Source organism: Paenibacillus sp. RC84 (genome assembly GCF_041260495.1).
GTDB lineage: Bacteria > Bacillota > Bacilli > Paenibacillales > NBRC-103111 > Paenibacillus_F.
In genome coordinates, this window is sequence record NZ_JBGBYL010000008.1 from 215,742 (window position 1) to 233,222 (window position 17,481).

The window sequence follows — 17,481 nt, forward strand, 5'->3', positions numbered from 1 at the left end:
AAGAGCACCAGCTATTTATGTTGATAGCAATTTTTATGGGGTGAGAAGGCTTGCTTTGAAAGTTTTACCTTCTTTTATATTTTTCTCAACAGATTCAATGTCTGATTTTGATGAAGCATTATCAATTTGATTTAAAGGTTTTGCTCCAGAGTTAGCGTAAGTAGAATTACTCAAGTTGATTAAAAAGATTACTACAGCAAGCAAGAAAAAAGAACTGAACAATAATTTTTTCAATGTTTTCACCTCCTCAACAGGTACTAATTGTAGTATACACCACTAAAAAGAAAAATATCTATAAAATGCTTTTATTAGCGAGATAATACCTATCAAGTGTTTAGTGGTACTCTTTTCGGAGAAAAATTTTTAAGTTCCCTATTTACAGAACCGAAAAATCCTCCTATAATGGCGATAAGATTAATTCCTACTTTACCAATGGGATATTAAGAATTTGGCATTCGGATGGGATGCAGCTGAAAAACGGGGAGGAACTATCATGAAAAAAAGAGCTTCATACGCGGTTAGTCTGATTTTGGCAGCTTCACTGGCCTTGTCGGCTTGCAGCAGCTCCGGGACACCCGGCGCATCGGAAGCGCCGAAAACGGACGAGCAGGCCAAACAGCAGACGGGTGCGGATCAATTTATTGCCGCAACCGACAAATCCAAGTCGCCGGCCGCCGCTACCGCAAGGAAGGATACGGTCGTGGTTACGCTCACGGAACCCGGCGGAGTGTTCAATCCTTATTTCTATCACAACGGCTATGACGGCAATGTAACCTCGGTCATGTTCTCGCCGCTGGTCGACATCGACGAAACCGGTAAGCCGATCCCGGCTCTGGCCGAGAAATGGGACATCTCCCAGGACGGGCTGAAGTATACGTTCCATCTTAGAAAAGACCTTAAATTCAGCGACGGTTCCCCGCTGACCGCGGATGACGTAGCGTTCACCCTGAGCGTGCTCTACGACAAAGCTTACGACGGCGAAACGGATATTACGGAAACGGCCGTTAAAGGCGGTCAGGCTTATAAAGAGGGCAAAGCCTCCACAATCGAAGGCATCAAGGTTATCGATCCGCAAACGATCGAAATCACGACGGAGAAAGCTAACGCCAGAGCGCTTCAACTGCTGGGCGGCCAGGTTCTTTCCAAAGCCTACTACGGCAAAAACTACACGCCGGGCAATCTCGAATATATAAAAACGCTCCATACCAAGCCGGTAGGAACGGGCCCGTACAAACTGGAGAAATTCATTCCGGGACAGGAAGTCCGCTTTATCGCGAACGAAAACTACTTCGGCGGCAAGCCGTCCGTGGAACATTTTATTTATAAAACGACCTCCGGTGACGCGACGCAATTCTTCCAGACTGGAGAAGTGGATTACAGCGCTTATCCGGCCAACGACGACAGCCTGGAGCTTCTCAAAGGTCTCGGCTACGCGAACGTAAACATTTATACTTCTACGGCTTACAGCTTTATCAAGTTCAACCACAGCAAGCCGATTTTTAAAGACAAAAACGTCCGTCAGGCGTTTATTTACGGCCTCGACCGCGAGAAAATCGTCGCAGCCGCCTACCAGGGCTACGGTCAGGTAGCGAACGTGCCGATTTCTCCCGCTTCCTGGGCTTATACCGAAGAAGGCGTCAATACGTTCAAGTTCAATCAGGAAAAAGCGAAGAAGCTTCTCGATGATGCGGGCTGGAAACCGGGAGCTGACGGCATTCGGGAGAAAGACGGAGCGAAGCTGGTCGTCCATTACTTCACGACGAAAGGCCCGCTCAGCGACGTGCTCGTTCCGATTGCCAAAGAAAATTACAAGGACATCGGCATCCAGCTCGAAACGGAACTGATGGACTACAACGCCCTGCTGGCGAGAACAAGCAAAGGCGATCACGATCTGGCTTCCTTCTCGACCACGCTGCTGCCCGATCCGTCCGACGGTGTTATCAGCTTCTATTCCAAGAACAAAAGCAGCTTCACCGATACGAACGGCTATGCGAATCCGAAAGTGGATGAGCTGATCGAGAAAGGAATCTCTTCCTTTGACATCGAGCAGAGAAAAGCGACTTATAAAGAGCTGTACAAGGAACTGTCCGACGATCCGCCGTACATTCTGCTGACGTACCGGAAAATCATTTCCGCGCATAACGCGAGAATCGAAGGCTTCAAACCGAACGGCTACACGGGCATTTCCTCCAGCCTGCCTAAGCTGAAGATCGAGTAGTCTTTTCTATCCTATCAATAGCGGAAAGAGTCATGCCCAGCTTACAGGCTGGGCATCTTTCTTGGGAGGTACACAATGAAGTCTTACGTAATCAAACGATTGATTTATATGCTGATCACCCTGATCGGGGCATCCATGCTCATTTTTATGCTGTATGCGCTGACGCCCGGGGACTTCGTCGATTCCAATCCGAAGCTGTCCATGGAGCGCAAAATCGAGCTGAAAGAGCTGTACGGGCTGGATAAGCCGGTCGTCGAGCGTTATTTTATTTGGCTGGGCAATCTGCTCAAGGGCGATCTGGGCTTCTCGCTGCAGTACCAGCAGTCGGTGACCTCGCTGGTCGTCAACTTTATCGGCAACTCCTTTCTGATCGCGTTCACCTCCATGATTTTCACGTGGCTGATCGCGATAGCGATCGGGGTTTTCTCGGCTACGAAGCAGTATTCCTGGTTTGACGCCCTGATTACGTTTCTGGTCTTCGCCGCCATGTCGCTTCCGGCCTTCTTCGTGGGGCTACTCATTATTAAGCTGCTTGCGGTCGACCTCGGCTGGTTTCCGCCGGGAGGCAAAACCACAACCGGCAGCACGTCGACCGGTCTGGCTTACGCATGGGAGGTCGTTCGACACATGGCTCTGCCGGTTGCCGTATTGACGATGCTGAGCGTCGGATCGCTGACCCGGTATTTCCGGACGAATCTGCTGGAGGTCATCAAGCAGGATTTTATCCGGACCGCAAGAGCCAAGGGGCTCAAGGAGAAGACGGTCGTATACAAGCACGCGCTGCGCAATGCGCTGCTGCCCGCCATCACCCTGCTCGGCTTCGAGATCCCTTCCTTGTTCGGAGGAGCGATCATCACGGAGAAAATCTTTAACTGGCCGGGGATCGGGCAGGTGTACATGCAGGCTTTTTCCGTACGGGATTATCCGGTCCTGATGGGGTTCACGATCTTTATCGCGACCTTGACCGTGATCAGCAACCTGATCGCCGATCTGCTCTACCGCGTGGCGGACCCGCGCGTAAGATTGAAATAGGAGGGCTCTTGCATGCCAGTCAGCGCTCAACATACGATAAACCCGGCGGCAGGACAGCCGTCGGCTCCTAAGTCTTCTTTGTGGAAACAGTCGTTTCTGAGGCTCAGGAAGAACAAGATGGCCATGCTCGGTCTGGGCGTTCTTATTTTTATATTTCTGCTCTGCTTCATCGGCCCGTTTTTCTCGCCGTACAGCTCCGGCAAAGTGGATGCCGCTCTGATTAAGGCGCCGCCAAGCCTGAAGCATTGGCTCGGTACGGACCAGCTGGGCCGCGACATTCTGACCCGGCTTATGCAGGCGGGCCGGATTTCGCTTACGGTCGGCCTCGCGTCCATGGTGCTGTCCGTCCTGATCGGATCGGTGCTCGGCATCCTCGCGGGCTTTTACCGGGGAGTCGTCGATCAAGTCATTATGCGCGTCGCCGACGTGCTGATGACGATTCCCGAACTGCCGATGCTGTTCATTATGGGCGCCGTCTTGTCCGAATGGAAAGTGCCGTCCGATTACCGGTTGTATATCGTCATGATCATGCTCAGCCTGGTGGGTTGGCCGGGACTCGCCCGGATGGTGCGCAGCCAGATTCTGGGTCTGCGCGAACGCGAATTCATCCAGGCCGCCGATGCCCTCGGCCTGAGGGACCGGCGCAAACTGTTCCATCATTTGCTGCCGAATACGGTTCCGCTGCTGATTGTCGTCGCGACGCTGCGGGTTGGGGGGGCCATCATCGGCGAGTCGACGCTGAGCTACTTCGGGCTCGGCGTCGTGCCTCCGACGGCCTCCTGGGGGAACATGATCGACGCGGCCAATTCGCTGATCGATTTCCAGAAGCGGCCGTGGTTGTGGGCGCCTCCGGGTTTCGCCATCTTTATCACGGTCATTGCCGTGAATTTGCTGGGTGACGGACTGAGAGACGCCATGGATCCGAAAATGAAAAGCAGGTGAGCGCAATGAACAAACCATTGCTTGAAATTAAACAGATGAGTACACATTTCTATACCGATGAAGGAACGGTGAAAGCCGTAGACAACGTCAGTCTGAGCCTGAAGGAAGGAGAGACGCTGTGCATCGTGGGAGAATCCGGCTGCGGCAAAAGCGTCACCGCCATGTCACTGATGAGGCTCGTTCAGGAGCCGGGCGGGAAGACGGTCGCGGGAGAGGTCTGGTTCGACGACAAGGACCTGCTGAAGGCGGGGCCCAAAGACATCCGCCATCTGCGCGGCAATGAGATCGCGATGATCTTCCAGGAGCCGATGACGTCGCTCAACCCGGTGCTCACAGTAGGCGAGCAGATGATCGAGCCTATTATCGAGCACCAGCTCGTCTCCCGGAAGCAGGCGAAGAAGCAGGCGCTGGAGCTGATCACGATGGTCGGCATCGCACGCGCCGAGTCCATCTACGAGAGCTACCCGCACGAGCTGAGCGGCGGCATGCTGCAGCGCATCATGATCGCCATCGCGCTCTCCTGCAATCCGCGGCTGCTCGTCGCCGACGAACCGACAACGGCGCTCGATGTGACGATCCAAGCGCAGATTCTCGATCTGCTGCGCAAGATCAAGGAAGAACGCCGCACCTCGATCCTGCTGATCACGCACGATCTGGGGGTCGTGGCGGAGATGGCCGACCATGTCGTCGTCATGTACGCCGGTCAGGTCATCGAGGAGTCGCCGGTGCTGGATCTGTTCCGCAATCCGAAGCACCCGTATACGCAGGGGCTTCTGCGGGCCAAGCCCGTCGTCAACCAGCGCAAGGAACGGCTGTACACGATTCCGGGGCAGGTGCCGAAGCTGGTGGATCTGCAGGAATCGTGCTATTTCAGCGACCGCTGCGAGCACTGCATGGAGATTTGCCGCACGAAACAGCCTCCGATGCTCGAGACGGGCACGGGCCACAGAACGGCCTGCTGGTTATACGAGGAGGGAGTCCGGTGAGCACGAAACTGCTTGAAGTGAAAGGCTTAAAAAAATATTTCCCGGTTTCCGGCGGCTTTCTGAACCGGACGGTGAATCACGTCAAGGCGGTCGACGATATCAGCTTCACGATCAACAAGGGTGACGCCTTCGGCCTGGTCGGAGAATCCGGAAGCGGCAAAAGCACCACCGGCAGGGCCATCCTCCGTCTGACGGACAAAACCGCCGGTGAAGTGATCTACAAGGACCGCGATATCTTCTCGCTGTCCAAGCCGGAGCTGCGCACGCTCCGCACCGACATGCAGATCATTTTCCAGGACCCGTACAGTTCCCTGAATCCCCGCATCCGGGTAGGGGACGCCATCGGGGAAGCCGTGCTTGACCACGGGCTCGCCTCCAAGGCGGAGATCCGGGAACGGGTGCTGGAGATCATGTCGGTATGCGGACTGGCTCCGCATCATATCGACCGGTTTCCGCACGAGTTCTCGGGCGGGCAGAGACAGCGGATCGGTATTGCGAGGGCGCTTATTCTAAACCCGGATTTCATCGTCGCCGATGAGCCGGTATCCGCCCTGGACGTGTCCATTCAGGCCCAGATTATTAATCTGTTCAGCGATTTGCGGGATCAGAAGGATCTGACTTATCTCTTTATTTCCCACGACCTCAGTGTCGTGGAGCATTTGTGCAACCGGATCGGCGTCATGTACCTCGGCTCCCTGATGGAGCTGGCTCCGCGCGACGAGCTGTTTGCGAATCCGCTTCACCCGTATACGCGGGCACTGCTTTCGGCCATTCCCATTCCCGATCCGGAGATCCGCCGGGAGAGAATCGTGCTGACCGGAGATATTCCAAGCCCGGTAGATCCGCCCTCCGGCTGCAAATTCCATACCCGGTGTCCGTTCGCGAAGGCGGTATGCAAGGAGGCCGTTCCGGAATACCGCAACGTGGGGGGCGAGCATTATGTCGCTTGCCATTTGGTTTGACGCCATGTACACTTCTTCTAGCAGTCCGTATACTTGAGTGGAATTCGAGTGGATTATCCGCCGGGTATCTCGTGCAAGCTGTCTGACCGCCCTCCTCTGAACGGGCGCATACAGTACAGGCGACCAGACAGCTACAGCCTGGGTTCGAAGGGAAGCGTGAACGGCATTGGCATATGAAGTTGAATTTTCGTTTCAGCCTGCGAACGAACTGATCGTCAGCCTGCATACGTATTTGTGCAAGATTTGGTATAAAAGAATCGATCTCGGCCCGGACTGGGCCCCCGAAATCCGTACGGGACTCACGGACGATTTCCGGCAGGAGCTCGATTCGACGGATTTATCGCCGGAGTGGCGGCTGATCTTTCTTTTCGCCTATTTGTCTCCCGAAAAGAAAAGCGTGCCCGGCTTCCTGCGGTGGCTTGAAAGCTTGTCCCTCGGGGATCTGTACGTCCTCCTGTCGCCGTACATCCAGAACTTTCCAGCCGACATGCAGGCGGTGCGGGACAAGTTTGTCCACCTCCTGTCGGAGTGGAACAGCCAGTACTTCGCCAAGGTTGAGCCCGGCATCGTAACCGCTCTCGAAGAGGACGCGGAGAAGAACCGCGCCCTCATCGGACGGATGCCTGCCGTCGAACTGGCGGAGCAGACGACAAGCGGCATGTATTTCGAGCCGGGAGGCAGCCTGGAGAAGGTCGTGTTGACCCCGCAGGTTCACTTTGTGCCGGGGAATGTGTTTTACAGCTTCGGGCCCGTTACGCTCTGCCAGTACCCGGCCAGTTTGCCCGGACACGACCACGAGGAAGGGCCGTCGCCGAAATTGTACCGGATGCTCCGCAGCCTGAGCGAGAAAAGCCGTCTGCGGATTCTCCGCTTTTTGCGCAGCGAACCCCATAGCTTTATCGAGGTGGTGCGTTACTTGGGTATATCCAAAGGGATCACCCATGAGCATCTGTTCAGCCTGCGGTGCGCGGGTCTGCTCAAAGCCCATGTGACGGGGGAAACCGTCACGGGTTACAGCCTGCGGACATCGGCCGTGGGCGAGCTGCAGGAGCTGCTGCTGGAGTACCTTGAAGACTAGCCGAAGCTGCGGGAGACCGCTTGCCGGTTACCGGGCGTGCTGAAAGGCGGGGGAGCACACGGCAAAACCCGCTAGAGGCGAAGGCATAAAGCACGGAAAGAAGCCGAGCCCGAAGCCCAAAGCCCAAAGCCCAAAGCCCGAAGCCGGGAAGTAAGCAAAAAGCCGGATTTTCTCTTTTACGGAGATCCGGCTTTTTTGCGTTTTCGGCGTCAGCAGTGTACTTAACGTTTATTTTTTTCCAGAATATCTTCGGCGATTTGCCCGATCAGATTTTCTTTGCCGAGTGCGAAGAACGCCTCGTTGTAACTTTGCCGGCTCGTCACCCGGTAGACATGGCCCGCTTTTACGGCGCGCAGCCCGCTCCACAGCCGGCTCTGCTCCAGCGCGTTTTGCTCGTTGTCCGCCAAGAGGACGATATGATCCGCATCGATGACGGGCAGTGCTTCCAGGCTCAGCACCTTCCCGCCCCAAGGATCGGGATCGGGCGTCCCCGGAGGCTTGGGCAGCCTGAGATCGCGGTACAGCATATCGGCGATGCCTGTCTCGGCATAGACGCGGATTTCTTTCTGTGTCGCTTCGATCACGGCAAAGGTCTCACGCCCCGTAAGCTTCGTGATCCGCTCTTGTATTTTTCGGCTTTCCGCTTCATACCGGCTGCTCCAGTCCTCCATTTCCTTTTTCTTGTCCAAGGTTTCCGCCAAGAAGGAAAAGCGTTCCCGGAATGCGTTAAACCCGTATGGGACCCGAACGGTAGGGGCTATTGTCCGGAGCTGGTCGTAAATCTTCGACTGTGCCGGTCCGGCCAGGATCAAGTCCGGGTTAGCTGCCGCAATGGCTTCCAGGCTGACTTCGCTCTGGAACCAGCCTGCCTTCACGATGTCGTCTCCCAGCTTCTTCTGCAGGATCGGCGTCAGTTGAGTCGGCGCGCTCATCTCCGTGTTGCCCGTGACGACGGGGGTGAAACCGAGGACAAGCAGCTCCTCTGTGGAACCGGAAACATCCGCTATGCGCAGAGGTTTAGCCGGGATAGCGACTTCGCCGCCGGCGTCCCGTACTGTCCGGACGGCGGCTTGGCCGGAGGCGCCGTCCGCCCCTTCCGCAGCCGATTGACCGCTCCCTGACTGCTGTCCGGCGGTTCCGCAAGCCGCTGAGAACAACAGCAGGAGCAGGGCGCCGCCTAATCGAAAATCTTTTCCGGTAAACCGCATGAGGTAAATTCCTCTCTTTCATCAAATGATAATCATTCTCACTTAAACTCAGAATGATCATACAACGGGTGAGGAGGAGCGGCTACCCTGCGGCGGATGAAACGGCCCTTCCGCGGATTTTATCGCGGTTCTTTTCTATAAACGGACGGATTCATACCGAATTTGCGCCGGAAAGCCTCGGCAAAATGGCTGAAATTCATATAACCGACCCGGGCCGCCGCTTCACTGACGGACATATCGCCCGTGCGGAGAAGTTCGCCGGCCTTATGAAGCCGCTGTTCGCGCAGATAGGCGAATACGCTGGTTCCGTATAGCTCTTTAAAGCCCAGCTTCAGTTTGTAGTCGTTAATCCCGACGATCCGGGAGAGCTCAAGCAAGGAGGGCGGGGCATCCATCCGTTTGACGATTTCTTCCCTCGCTTCACGGATTTTCTGCCGGTCGGTACGGCTTAGCGTGCCGGATACGGGGGCTTGCGAATCGCTTTCATACAAAAACCGGTTTGTATAAACGGCAAAAAGCTCCAACGCTTTGGCTTCCAGATACATGTCCTTCATCGCTCCGGTATACGGACAGTCCTCCAATTCCTGGAGCAGCCTCCTCGTAGCGGGCAGAATGGGGCAGCGGAACTGCCGGAAAGAATCCGTGCCCAGCAGGCGGTCAAACGCACTGGCGGAAGCCGCGGCAACGGGTCCGTGGTACGCATTAAACAGCCACACGGGCATCCCGAACGCCAGAGTCCGCACCCGCGCCCCCTGCTCATATCGGAAGGATGCGCTGAAATCGCGCATAAGCTGCAGGGAACACGAGCCTTCCTGCAAGTCGTGGGCGCTGCCCGAAACCTCTACCTGTCCGCAGCCTTCGAAACAGAAGCTGAGTTCGACCATGGCGGCTTCAGAGGCGCAGCGGATTTCGCCTTCGCGGCGGATGGTCCAGTCGGTCCGGACGATTTCCAGCCGGGACAACGTGTGCCCGGACTTGCCGTCAGTCCGTTCAGTCCCGTTAGTTCCGTGATGACGGATCATAGCTTCAAAGTAGGTGTCAAAAATCGAAAAAGACTCCGGCCTCGTCACCTTGTTCATATCCGATACGCCTCCACTTGTTGAGAATGATTATCAACATTGTAGTGGAATCGGAGGAATTGAACAACGGTTTTCTTGGCGGGAGTCTTTCTGCAACACGGAAAAAACGGCACACACGGCTCCGGGCATGGGGTCTGTCACGGTACAGGTATGCTTTTAAAAAGAGGAGTTTATGTTTCATCGGGTCCCTGTGCTTCCAAGGGCGGACAAGCGGAAAACGGAATTTTCACGCGTCCGGCTCCTGAGTCTCCAATGGCAGCTCCACTAAGAAAACGGTGCCTTCGCCAGGCCGGCTTTCTACCGAAATCTCGCCGCCGTGCATCTCAATGATCTTCTGCACGATCGACAAGCCCAGTCCGCTTCCTCCGCCGGAAGCGGTCCTGGATTTGTCCGCTTTGTAAAAGCGCTCGAACACATGCTGCCGGTCTTCCTCCGTCAGCCCGATCCCGGTGTCGGCAACGGTCACGCGGGCACGGCCTTCCCAGACGGAAAGCCCGATACGGATCGTACCGCCCTCCGGCGTAAATTTGATGGCGTTGGACAGGAGGTTGATCCACACCTGGCTCATCAGATCCCGGTCGGCCCGGCACACTATCGGCTCCAGCTCGACCTCCATGTCGAGCTTCTTTTCCAGCCATTTCGGTTCATTGGCCAGCACGACGCTGCGAAGCTGCTTATCCAGCCTGTACGTAACCTGTTCGAAGGGGTGATGCTTCGATTCCAGCGAAGTCAGCTTGAGCAGATTGTCGCTGATTTTGGATAAGCGCTCGCTCTCCGCCTCGATGATGGTAATATAGCGCAGCCGCGCTTCGGGCGACAGATCTTCCCGTTTGATCGCCTTGGCGAAGCCCTGGATGGAAGTCAGAGGAGACTGAATTTCGTGAGAGACGTTCGAAATAAATTCCTGGCGCATTTTTTCCAGCGCTCCGAGCTCTACGGCCATCTGATTCACGTTGGATACGATCGTGCCGAGCCGATCCTTCTCGTCCATCGGCAAATCGATGCTGACGGAGAAATCGCCCTTGGCGATGCGCCGCATGGCATCCTGGATCATATCCCAGACGAGCATGTGCCTTTTGCTCATTAAGGAAGAAATCGCTCCGACACAGCCGATGAAGAGAATGAAGACGACGGCGGTGAAAACCGCCTGCTTCCAGTACGGGCCCGGCTCCGCGCCGAGGAGGGAATACAGGAAAGGCAAGCCGGTGTACGCCACGTAGGTGCACAGCAGCATAATGGCTGCGGCGGCAAGCAGAACGAGGACAGTCCCACGGACCCGGGCCGCGAAGCTTCTCCTCATTCCGCCGTTTCCAGGCGGTAGCCCAGCCCCCGTATCGTGCGGATTCTAAAGCCGCAGTCCTCCTCGGGAAACCGCTCCCGGAGCCGGCGGATATGCACATCTACGGTTCGCTCGTCGCCCGCGTAATCGTAGCCCCAAATCTCCTCGATAAGCTGGTCGCGCGAGAAGGTTTTGCCCGGATAGCTTCCCAATTTGAACAGCAGCTCGAATTCTTTCAAGGGCAGCGTCAGGCTCTCGTTATTCCATAGAAGCTCGTAGGTACTGCGCCTCATGGTCACCGATCCGACTTCCACCGCCTGCGAGACCGAAATCCGGTACCGTTTCAGCAGCGATTTTACCCGGACCACCAGCTCGGCCGGCTCGAACGGCTTGACGAGATAGTCGTCGGTCCCCAGATTGAAGCCTTTGACCTTCTGGCTCGTTTCGCCCTTGGCGGTCAGCATAAGCAGGGGAAGATCGCCGTGATGGGAACGGATTTCACGGCACAGCTGCCATCCGTCCATCTTCGGCATCATAATATCGAGAATGACCATGTCGATCTTGTGATTCTCCAGCTTGGAGAGGGCGTCGATCCCGTCGACAGCCTCGAACACCTGCAGTCCCTCCGCCTGCAAAAAGATCAGCACAAGCTCCCGGATATGCGCATCATCGTCGACCACCAGAATGTTCGCCATCGGCTGTGCCTCCTTTAGAATAGTCTGTCATCGTCTTAGCTTTGCGAAATTTACGCTTCTTGAAGCCTCAGCTGCTGCGAAGCGAACTCCTTGTACATCGAGTGGGTCTGGAACAACTGCTCATGCGTGCCGCTTCCGGTAATATGTCCTTTTTCGATAAAAAGGATATTGTCGGCGTCCACGACGGTGGAGAGTCGGTGGGCGATGACGAGTGTCGTCCGGCCCTTCATCAGATTGTCCAGCGCTTTCTGGACATAAATCTCGGACTGGCTGTCCAGGCTGGATGTCGCTTCGTCCAGCATCAGAATCTGCGGGTCCCGGAGCAGCGCGCGGGCGATGGCGATCCGCTGGCGCTGGCCGCCGGACAGCTTGATGCCCCGTTCGCCGACTTCGGTGTCGAATTTCTGCGGCAGTTCGGCGATGAATTCGCCCGCATATGCCATCTCCACGACCTTGTTCAGCTCGGCGTCGGTCACTTCCCGCTCGACCCCGTAGCAGATATTATCGCGGATCGTTCCCGAGATCAGGGCGCTTTCTTGGGCGACGTAGCCGATATGGCTTCTCCAGGAGTTCAGCGAGAACTGCTCGATCGGCGTGTCTCCCAGCGTAATGGCGCCGCCCGTCGGTTTATAGTAGCGCTCCAGCAGCGAGAACGTCGTCGTTTTGCCGCCGCCGCTCGGACCGACGATGGCCGTTACTTTGCCCGGCTCGATCGTAAAGTTCAGCCCGGTTAAAATGCGCTCGTCTCCGTAAGCGAAATCGACGTCCTTGACATGAATCGGCCGGGAGACATCCTTCAAAACCGCTCCGTCGTAAAGTTTCTCTTCGTCCTGCTCCAGGACGGACATCATTCTCTCCGTAGCGCCCATCGCTTTCTGAAGATGGGTAAAGAACATGGTCAGCTGGGTGACCGGAATAATGATCTGGATCAGATACAGAATGAAGGCGACCATATCACCCGCAGTCAGCGCTCCGGACGATACGCGGACGCCGCCGTATCCGATAATGGCGACAAGCACGGCCATCAGGACGAAAGAAATGAGCGGACTGATCAGCGCATGGATTTTCGCTTCGCGCAGGCCGAACTGGAACAGATTCGTGATGCCCGTTTTTCCACGCTCGTATTCGATTTCCTCGGCATTGGACGCTTTGACCAGACGCGTTTCGGGCAGAACCTGGTTGAGCACCGCCGTAAACTTGGCGGTTTCTTCCTGCATACCGCGGGAAATGGTGAACATTTTTTTGCCGAGCAGCATGAGCACGACCATGGCCAGCGGCACCGCCAGCAGCATGACCAGCGTCATTTTCCAATCGAGGAAAAGCAGGATGATAATCGAGCCGATAATGGATAAAATGCCGGTGATACAGTTGGCGAGATGCTCCGTGATGACTTCTTTGACGACAGCGGTATCGTTCGTTACCCGGCTTAACATTTCGCCGGATTCATTCGTGTCGTAAAACGAGATCGGCAGGTGGAGCAGCTTCTTCCACAAACGGTCGCGCAAGTTCGCCACCACATGATGACCGACCCGGTTGAGCAGGTAAATGGACAGGCCGCTGGCCACCGCCTGCAGAACGAATGCCAGCACAAGCAGGCCGATCTGCCACGGATCGAGCGATTGAATCGAGAAGCCGTCCACGAGCTTCTTCGTAAACAGGGGAACGATAAAGCCGACCCCGGTCGTTGCCACGCTCATCACGAGAGCGGCGATCAAAAGCAGCTTCGAAGGATGGGTATCCTGAATCATGCGGAGAAACAGCCGCCAATTCCCCAGTTTTTTCTTGTCTTGTATAGTTTCTTTCATCTCAAATGTTCTCCTCCCGCAAAACTGTGTGGCCACACAATCTTTTTCTGTGGTTTGTATTCCATGCCGTAAATTTATCATGCATTTATGAACTCCATATTAACTGGGAATTCAATAGGAGACTCCTTCTCAACTACATGAAAGATTAAAACCCGGCTAACACGGGGGTAACAATAAGTCCATATACTGGTAAAAACAAGAAAAAACACGTAATTCCATTAAAAAACCGGAAAATGATATGTTTTTCCGGTCGGGTTGTCCCAGTAAGAACGGCTCAAGCAGTGAAGTGAAGCGGTCGAGAACCGGGATGAGGAACAAGATGCAGAAGCAAGGTCGGGGAGGAATCCCCGATCTTTTTGATGTCCGCGGACATCTGCGCAAAGAACGGAAATTTTATTATTTTCTACCGCTTTATCATTTTCCACATCGTCTCGATCCCTTGTCTGTCAAGGACTTTGATCATTTTTTGGGGAGCAGGAGAGAAAAATCCGCAGATTTATGAAAACGCTTTATTTACGAAATCTCTCCCGGCTTTCTATACTGGGGATGTGCTGAGGGCGCCAGAAGCAAAACACCGGAAAGCCGGAGAGCCGGAACGCCTCAAGCGCAAATCCATCATTGAGGTCAAGGAGGCACAAGTATGACCCGTAAGCTTCTATCGACGTTTTTATCCCTGACGCTGTTTGCATCGATCGCATCGGCGTGCGCCGGGGGCAAGCAGGAGGGGGCATCTTCTGCAAGTACGAAACCGAGTAGCGCCGCCGCGGCAGACTACGGGGACACGGGCGGGCTCAAGCTTCCGCTGGTAGACGAACCCGTTACCTTGAACTGGATGCTGGTCAGCGACAATCCGGATTTGAGCAACAAGCTCATCGTGAAGGAAATCGAGAAAAGGACCGGCATCAAGCTGAACATCCAGGCCTATTCCACCGCCAACTACAAAGATAAATTAAAAGTAGTGATGGCATCGGGCAAGCTGCCGGACGTGTTTCACGGACTTACACCGGCGGAAGCCAACAAATTAGGTTCGCAAGGGGCTTTGACTCCGATCAATTCCTACCTCGACAAGCTGCCTAACTTCAAAAGCCTTTATGTAGATAACAAAGACAGCAGTTGGGTGATGAAGTCCTGGTCCGACGACAAAGACAACCTCTATACGTGGCCGATTTACAACATCAACCGGGATGTCAATCACGGCTTCCTGTACCGTAAAGATATTTTCGACAAGCTGGGCATCCCGGAATGGAACACCACCGAGGAATTTTATCAGGCGCTGAAAAAATTGAAAGAAGCGTACCCGACTTCTTATACGTACGCGTCCAAAACGAAAGATTATATTTTCCGGGACTGGGCGCCGGGCTGGGGGATCGGCGGAGCGAGTTATCCGGCCGCCTACGACGAGAATGCGAAGACGTGGAAGCTTGCTTTTATCCAGCCGGAATATAAGCAAATGCTCGATTTCATGAAGAAGCTGTACAACGAGGGACTTCTCGATCCCGAATTCGTCACCGACACCGATGCGTCCTGGACCGCCAAAATGACGACGAACAACAAGTCTTTCGTCACGTTCGACTGGATCGGCCGTCTGGATCTGTTCCATAACCAGGTCAAGTCCCAGAACCCGGACTACAACCTGCGCTACGGGAATCCGGTAGGACCGACAGGCAAAATCAAGCAGCTCTCCAAGATCGACAATTACGGCATCGTCGTATCCAACAACAAGAACAAGGAAGTGGCGCTCAAGCTGCTCGATTACTTGTCCAGCCCGTCCGGGGCGGCATTGGTCACGATGGGCGTCGAAGGAGAGACCTTCAAGATGGAAGGCGGCAAGGCCGTCTATCCCGAGCTGAAAGACGTGCCGAACGTCGACATCGGCGTCCTCAAGGACCGCTACGGACTCTGGCTGGAAGGGATGTACGTCCGCGCGGACAGCCGCAGCGTGTATTACAACTTTACGGAGAAGGAGCAAGAGGCCCAGGACAAGATGGTCAAAAACAACAAGATCGACGCGCTGGACCCCGTCCTGAAATTTACCGATCCCGAAACGAAGAAAATCGCCGATGTCCTGACATCTCTGCAGAAATCCGCCAATGAGTTCAGCACCAAGTACATTCTGAACAAGAGCTACGGCGACGCGCAGTGGAATGAATGGCTGCAAACCGCCGAGAAAATGGGCGCTTCCGCCTATATCGAAGCCTACAACAACGCGCAGAAACGGTTCGACAGCAAGTAAGCACGCTCTACCGCAAGAAACAGAGCAAAGACGGACGGCATCCGCAGCAAGGCGGGTGCCCCTTCCGCCTTGAAGGAGGTTCCCTGCATGCAACCGGCACAGTCCGAGCTGGCCCCAACGGCGGTCAGCCAACCGAAGCGTTCCAAAGGAGCGGAAATTTTGCGGCACATCAAGAGGGACCGCCAGCTCCTGCTTTTGTTCATTCCCTGTATCGTCTTCTTCATCCTGTTCCGCTACGGCCCCCTGTACGGGCTGATTATCGCGTTTAAAAATTACAACGTCTATGAAGGCATCCTGGGCAGCGAATGGGTGGGACTGGAGCATTTCAAAGCGTTTTTCTCCAGCCAAGATTTCTGGATGCTGTTCCGCAACACGATCCTGCTCGGCTTGTTTACTCTCTTGTGGGGCTTTCCGTTCCCGATCCTGTTCGCCCTGCTGCTCAACGAAGTGCGCCTGCAATTTTTCAAAAAGACGGTGCAGACGTTAAGCTATCTGCCTGCGTTCCTGTCCGTCGTCATTATCTCCTCCATGATTATTGATTTCCTGTCGCCGACCCGGGGGCTGCTCAATACGATTATCGAGGCGCTCGGCTTTACCCGGACCTATTTCCTGATCGACCCGGAATGGTTCCGTACGATTTACGTGTCCTCGGAAATCTGGGCGACGATCGGATACGACGCCATTATTTATTTGGCCGCAATCGCCGGCGTCAGTCCGACCTTGTACGAAGCGGCGCGCGTGGATGGCTGTACGCGATTCCAAATGATGCGCTATATCACGATTCCGAGTATTTTGCCGACCCTTACGATCATGTTCATCCTGAAAACGGGCGCGATGTTCCGGATCGGCTACGAGAAGGTGCTTCTGCTCTACAACCCGATGACCTACGATATGGCGGACGTGTTCTCCACGTATGTCTACCGCAAAGGTCTGCTTGAAACGAACTACAGCTATGCCGCTGCCGTAGGATTGTTCGAGGCGCTAGTCGCGCTCGTGATGCTGCTGGTCAGCAATATGATCAGCCGAAGAGCAGGAGGCAGCAGCTTATGGTAACCGCAAAGGGAAGCAAACTCCGCAAATTCGGTCTTTTCGATCTGATGAATGTGATCATTCTCAGCCTGGTCGCGGCCGCAACCGTCTATCCGGTGCTCTACATCATCGCGATTTCGTTCAGCGATTCGGCTTACATCGTGCAGAACAAAGTGTTCCTGTGGCCCCGTGGATTCAACCTGGACGCTTACAAGGAGATTTTGCAAAATCCGCGTATTCCGCGCGCCTACCTCAATACGATTCTGTACACGGGCGTGGGCACTTTCATCAACCTGCTGATGACGGCGGTGGCCGCTTATCCGCTTTCCCGGAAGACGTTCTTCGGACGGAAATATTTTATGATCGCGATTGTGATCACGATGTTCCTGAACGGCGGCATTATCCCGACCTACATCGTCGTGCAGAAGCTCCACCTGCTGGATTCCATCTGGGCCCTCGTGCTGCCCAACGCGATCTGGACGATCGAACTGCTGATTCTCAAAAGCTTTTACGAGTCGATGTCCTCGTCCTTGCGTGAATCCGCTCTGATCGACGGCGCCTCGGAGTACCGGATTCTGTTCAGCATCATTATCCCGCTGTCCAAGCCGGCGCTCGCTTCCATCGGCCTGTTCTACTTCATGGGCCATTGGAACAGCTTTTTCCTGCCGCTTATTTATCTCAACGACGCCAACCTCTATCCGCTGCAGGTGGTGCTCCGGGATATGCTTATCTTCGATCAGGCCAAGGAATCGGGGCTGGTGGACCAAGCCGCGCTGACACCGGAGGCGATGAAAAACGCCACCATCTTCATTTCGATGATTCCTGTGCTGCTGATTTATCCGTTCGCCCAGAAATATTTCGCCAAGGGCATTATGCTTGGCTCCGAAAAAGGCTAGAAGGGATGCCCGGCCGGATGTCGAAGATTAAGGGAACTA

16 protein-coding genes are annotated in these 17,481 nt (G+C 54.9%); 10 read left to right on the forward strand and 6 right to left on the reverse strand.

All coding sequences use genetic code 11. The features are described from left to right. Positions 1–33: 33 nt before the first annotated feature. Entirely contained in the window at positions 34–234 is a 201-nt protein-coding gene (locus ABH899_RS19150) for a hypothetical protein (RefSeq protein WP_369999447.1), read from the reverse strand. Positions 235–493: 259 nt separating this feature from the next. On the opposite strand from ABH899_RS19150, the gene ABH899_RS19155 reads away from it, so the two are divergent. From ABH899_RS19155 to ABH899_RS19180, 6 genes are all read left to right on the forward strand, one after another. Further along, entirely contained in the window at positions 494–2,218 is a 1,725-nt protein-coding gene (locus ABH899_RS19155; RefSeq protein ID WP_009675757.1) for an ABC transporter substrate-binding protein, read from the forward strand. A 75-nt stretch (positions 2,219–2,293) separates the two neighbouring features. Then, positions 2,294–3,250: an ABC transporter permease gene (locus ABH899_RS19160; protein WP_009675750.1), complete on the forward strand. Its 957-nt coding sequence runs from the start codon at positions 2,294–2,296 to the stop codon at positions 3,248–3,250. A gap of 12 nt (positions 3,251–3,262) precedes the next feature. After that, a complete protein-coding gene (gene opp4C / locus ABH899_RS19165) occupies positions 3,263–4,192 on the forward strand; it encodes an oligopeptide ABC transporter permease (RefSeq protein ID WP_009675689.1) in 930 nt (309 codons plus the stop codon). A gap of 5 nt (positions 4,193–4,197) precedes the next feature. Then, positions 4,198–5,178 carry an ABC transporter ATP-binding protein gene (locus ABH899_RS19170; protein WP_369999452.1) on the forward strand — a complete coding sequence of 327 codons (981 nt, stop codon included), beginning with the start codon at positions 4,198–4,200 and terminating at the stop codon, positions 5,176–5,178. Then, entirely contained in the window at positions 5,175–6,140 is a 966-nt protein-coding gene (locus ABH899_RS19175) for an ABC transporter ATP-binding protein (RefSeq protein WP_009675723.1), read from the forward strand. Before ABH899_RS19170 ends, ABH899_RS19175 begins: the two co-directional genes overlap by 4 nt. A gap of 166 nt (positions 6,141–6,306) precedes the next feature. Next, positions 6,307–7,218, forward strand: a complete 912-nt coding sequence (locus ABH899_RS19180) for a winged helix-turn-helix domain-containing protein (RefSeq protein ID WP_369999457.1) — start codon at positions 6,307–6,309, stop codon at positions 7,216–7,218. 221 nt (positions 7,219–7,439) lie between these two features. On the opposite strand, the gene ABH899_RS19185 is transcribed toward ABH899_RS19180, so the two are convergent. From ABH899_RS19185 to ABH899_RS19205, 5 genes are all read right to left on the reverse strand, one after another. Further along, on the reverse strand, positions 7,440–8,426 hold the full coding sequence (locus tag ABH899_RS19185; protein ID WP_369999460.1) for an ABC transporter substrate-binding protein: 987 nt from the start codon (positions 8,424–8,426) through the stop codon (positions 7,440–7,442). A 119-nt stretch (positions 8,427–8,545) separates the two neighbouring features. Continuing rightward, a complete protein-coding gene (locus tag ABH899_RS19190; RefSeq protein WP_369999462.1) occupies positions 8,546–9,505 on the reverse strand; it encodes a helix-turn-helix transcriptional regulator in 960 nt (319 codons plus the stop codon). Positions 9,506–9,731: 226 nt separating this feature from the next. After that, entirely contained in the window at positions 9,732–10,805 is a 1,074-nt protein-coding gene (locus ABH899_RS19195; RefSeq protein WP_369999465.1) for a HAMP domain-containing sensor histidine kinase, read from the reverse strand. Next, the gene (locus tag ABH899_RS19200) at positions 10,802–11,479 is read right to left on the reverse strand and encodes a response regulator transcription factor (RefSeq protein ID WP_009675708.1); all 678 of its coding nucleotides are present in this window, start codon (positions 11,477–11,479) and stop codon (positions 10,802–10,804) included. The genes ABH899_RS19195 and ABH899_RS19200 overlap by 4 nt, the downstream gene beginning before the upstream one ends. Positions 11,480–11,529: 50 nt before the next feature. Further along, entirely contained in the window at positions 11,530–13,284 is a 1,755-nt protein-coding gene (locus ABH899_RS19205; RefSeq protein WP_009675730.1) for an ABC transporter ATP-binding protein, read from the reverse strand. A 319-nt stretch (positions 13,285–13,603) separates the two neighbouring features. On the opposite strand from ABH899_RS19205, the gene ABH899_RS19210 reads away from it, so the two are divergent. The 4 genes from ABH899_RS19210 (at position 13,604) to ABH899_RS19225 (ending at position 17,442) form a co-directional block, all read left to right on the forward strand. Next, entirely contained in the window at positions 13,604–13,786 is a 183-nt protein-coding gene (locus ABH899_RS19210) for a hypothetical protein (RefSeq protein WP_369999470.1), read from the forward strand. A gap of 138 nt (positions 13,787–13,924) precedes the next feature. Beyond that, entirely contained in the window at positions 13,925–15,517 is a 1,593-nt protein-coding gene (locus ABH899_RS19215) for an extracellular solute-binding protein (protein WP_369999473.1), read from the forward strand. Positions 15,518–15,604: 87 nt separating this feature from the next. Continuing rightward, on the forward strand, positions 15,605–16,570 hold the full coding sequence (locus ABH899_RS19220) for an ABC transporter permease (RefSeq protein ID WP_369999476.1): 966 nt from the start codon (positions 15,605–15,607) through the stop codon (positions 16,568–16,570). Further along, positions 16,564–17,442 (forward strand): carbohydrate ABC transporter permease, encoded by an 879-nt coding sequence (locus ABH899_RS19225; protein ID WP_009675769.1) that lies wholly within the window; start codon positions 16,564–16,566, stop codon positions 17,440–17,442. The genes ABH899_RS19220 and ABH899_RS19225 overlap by 7 nt, the downstream gene beginning before the upstream one ends. Positions 17,443–17,481 lie beyond the last annotated feature (39 nt).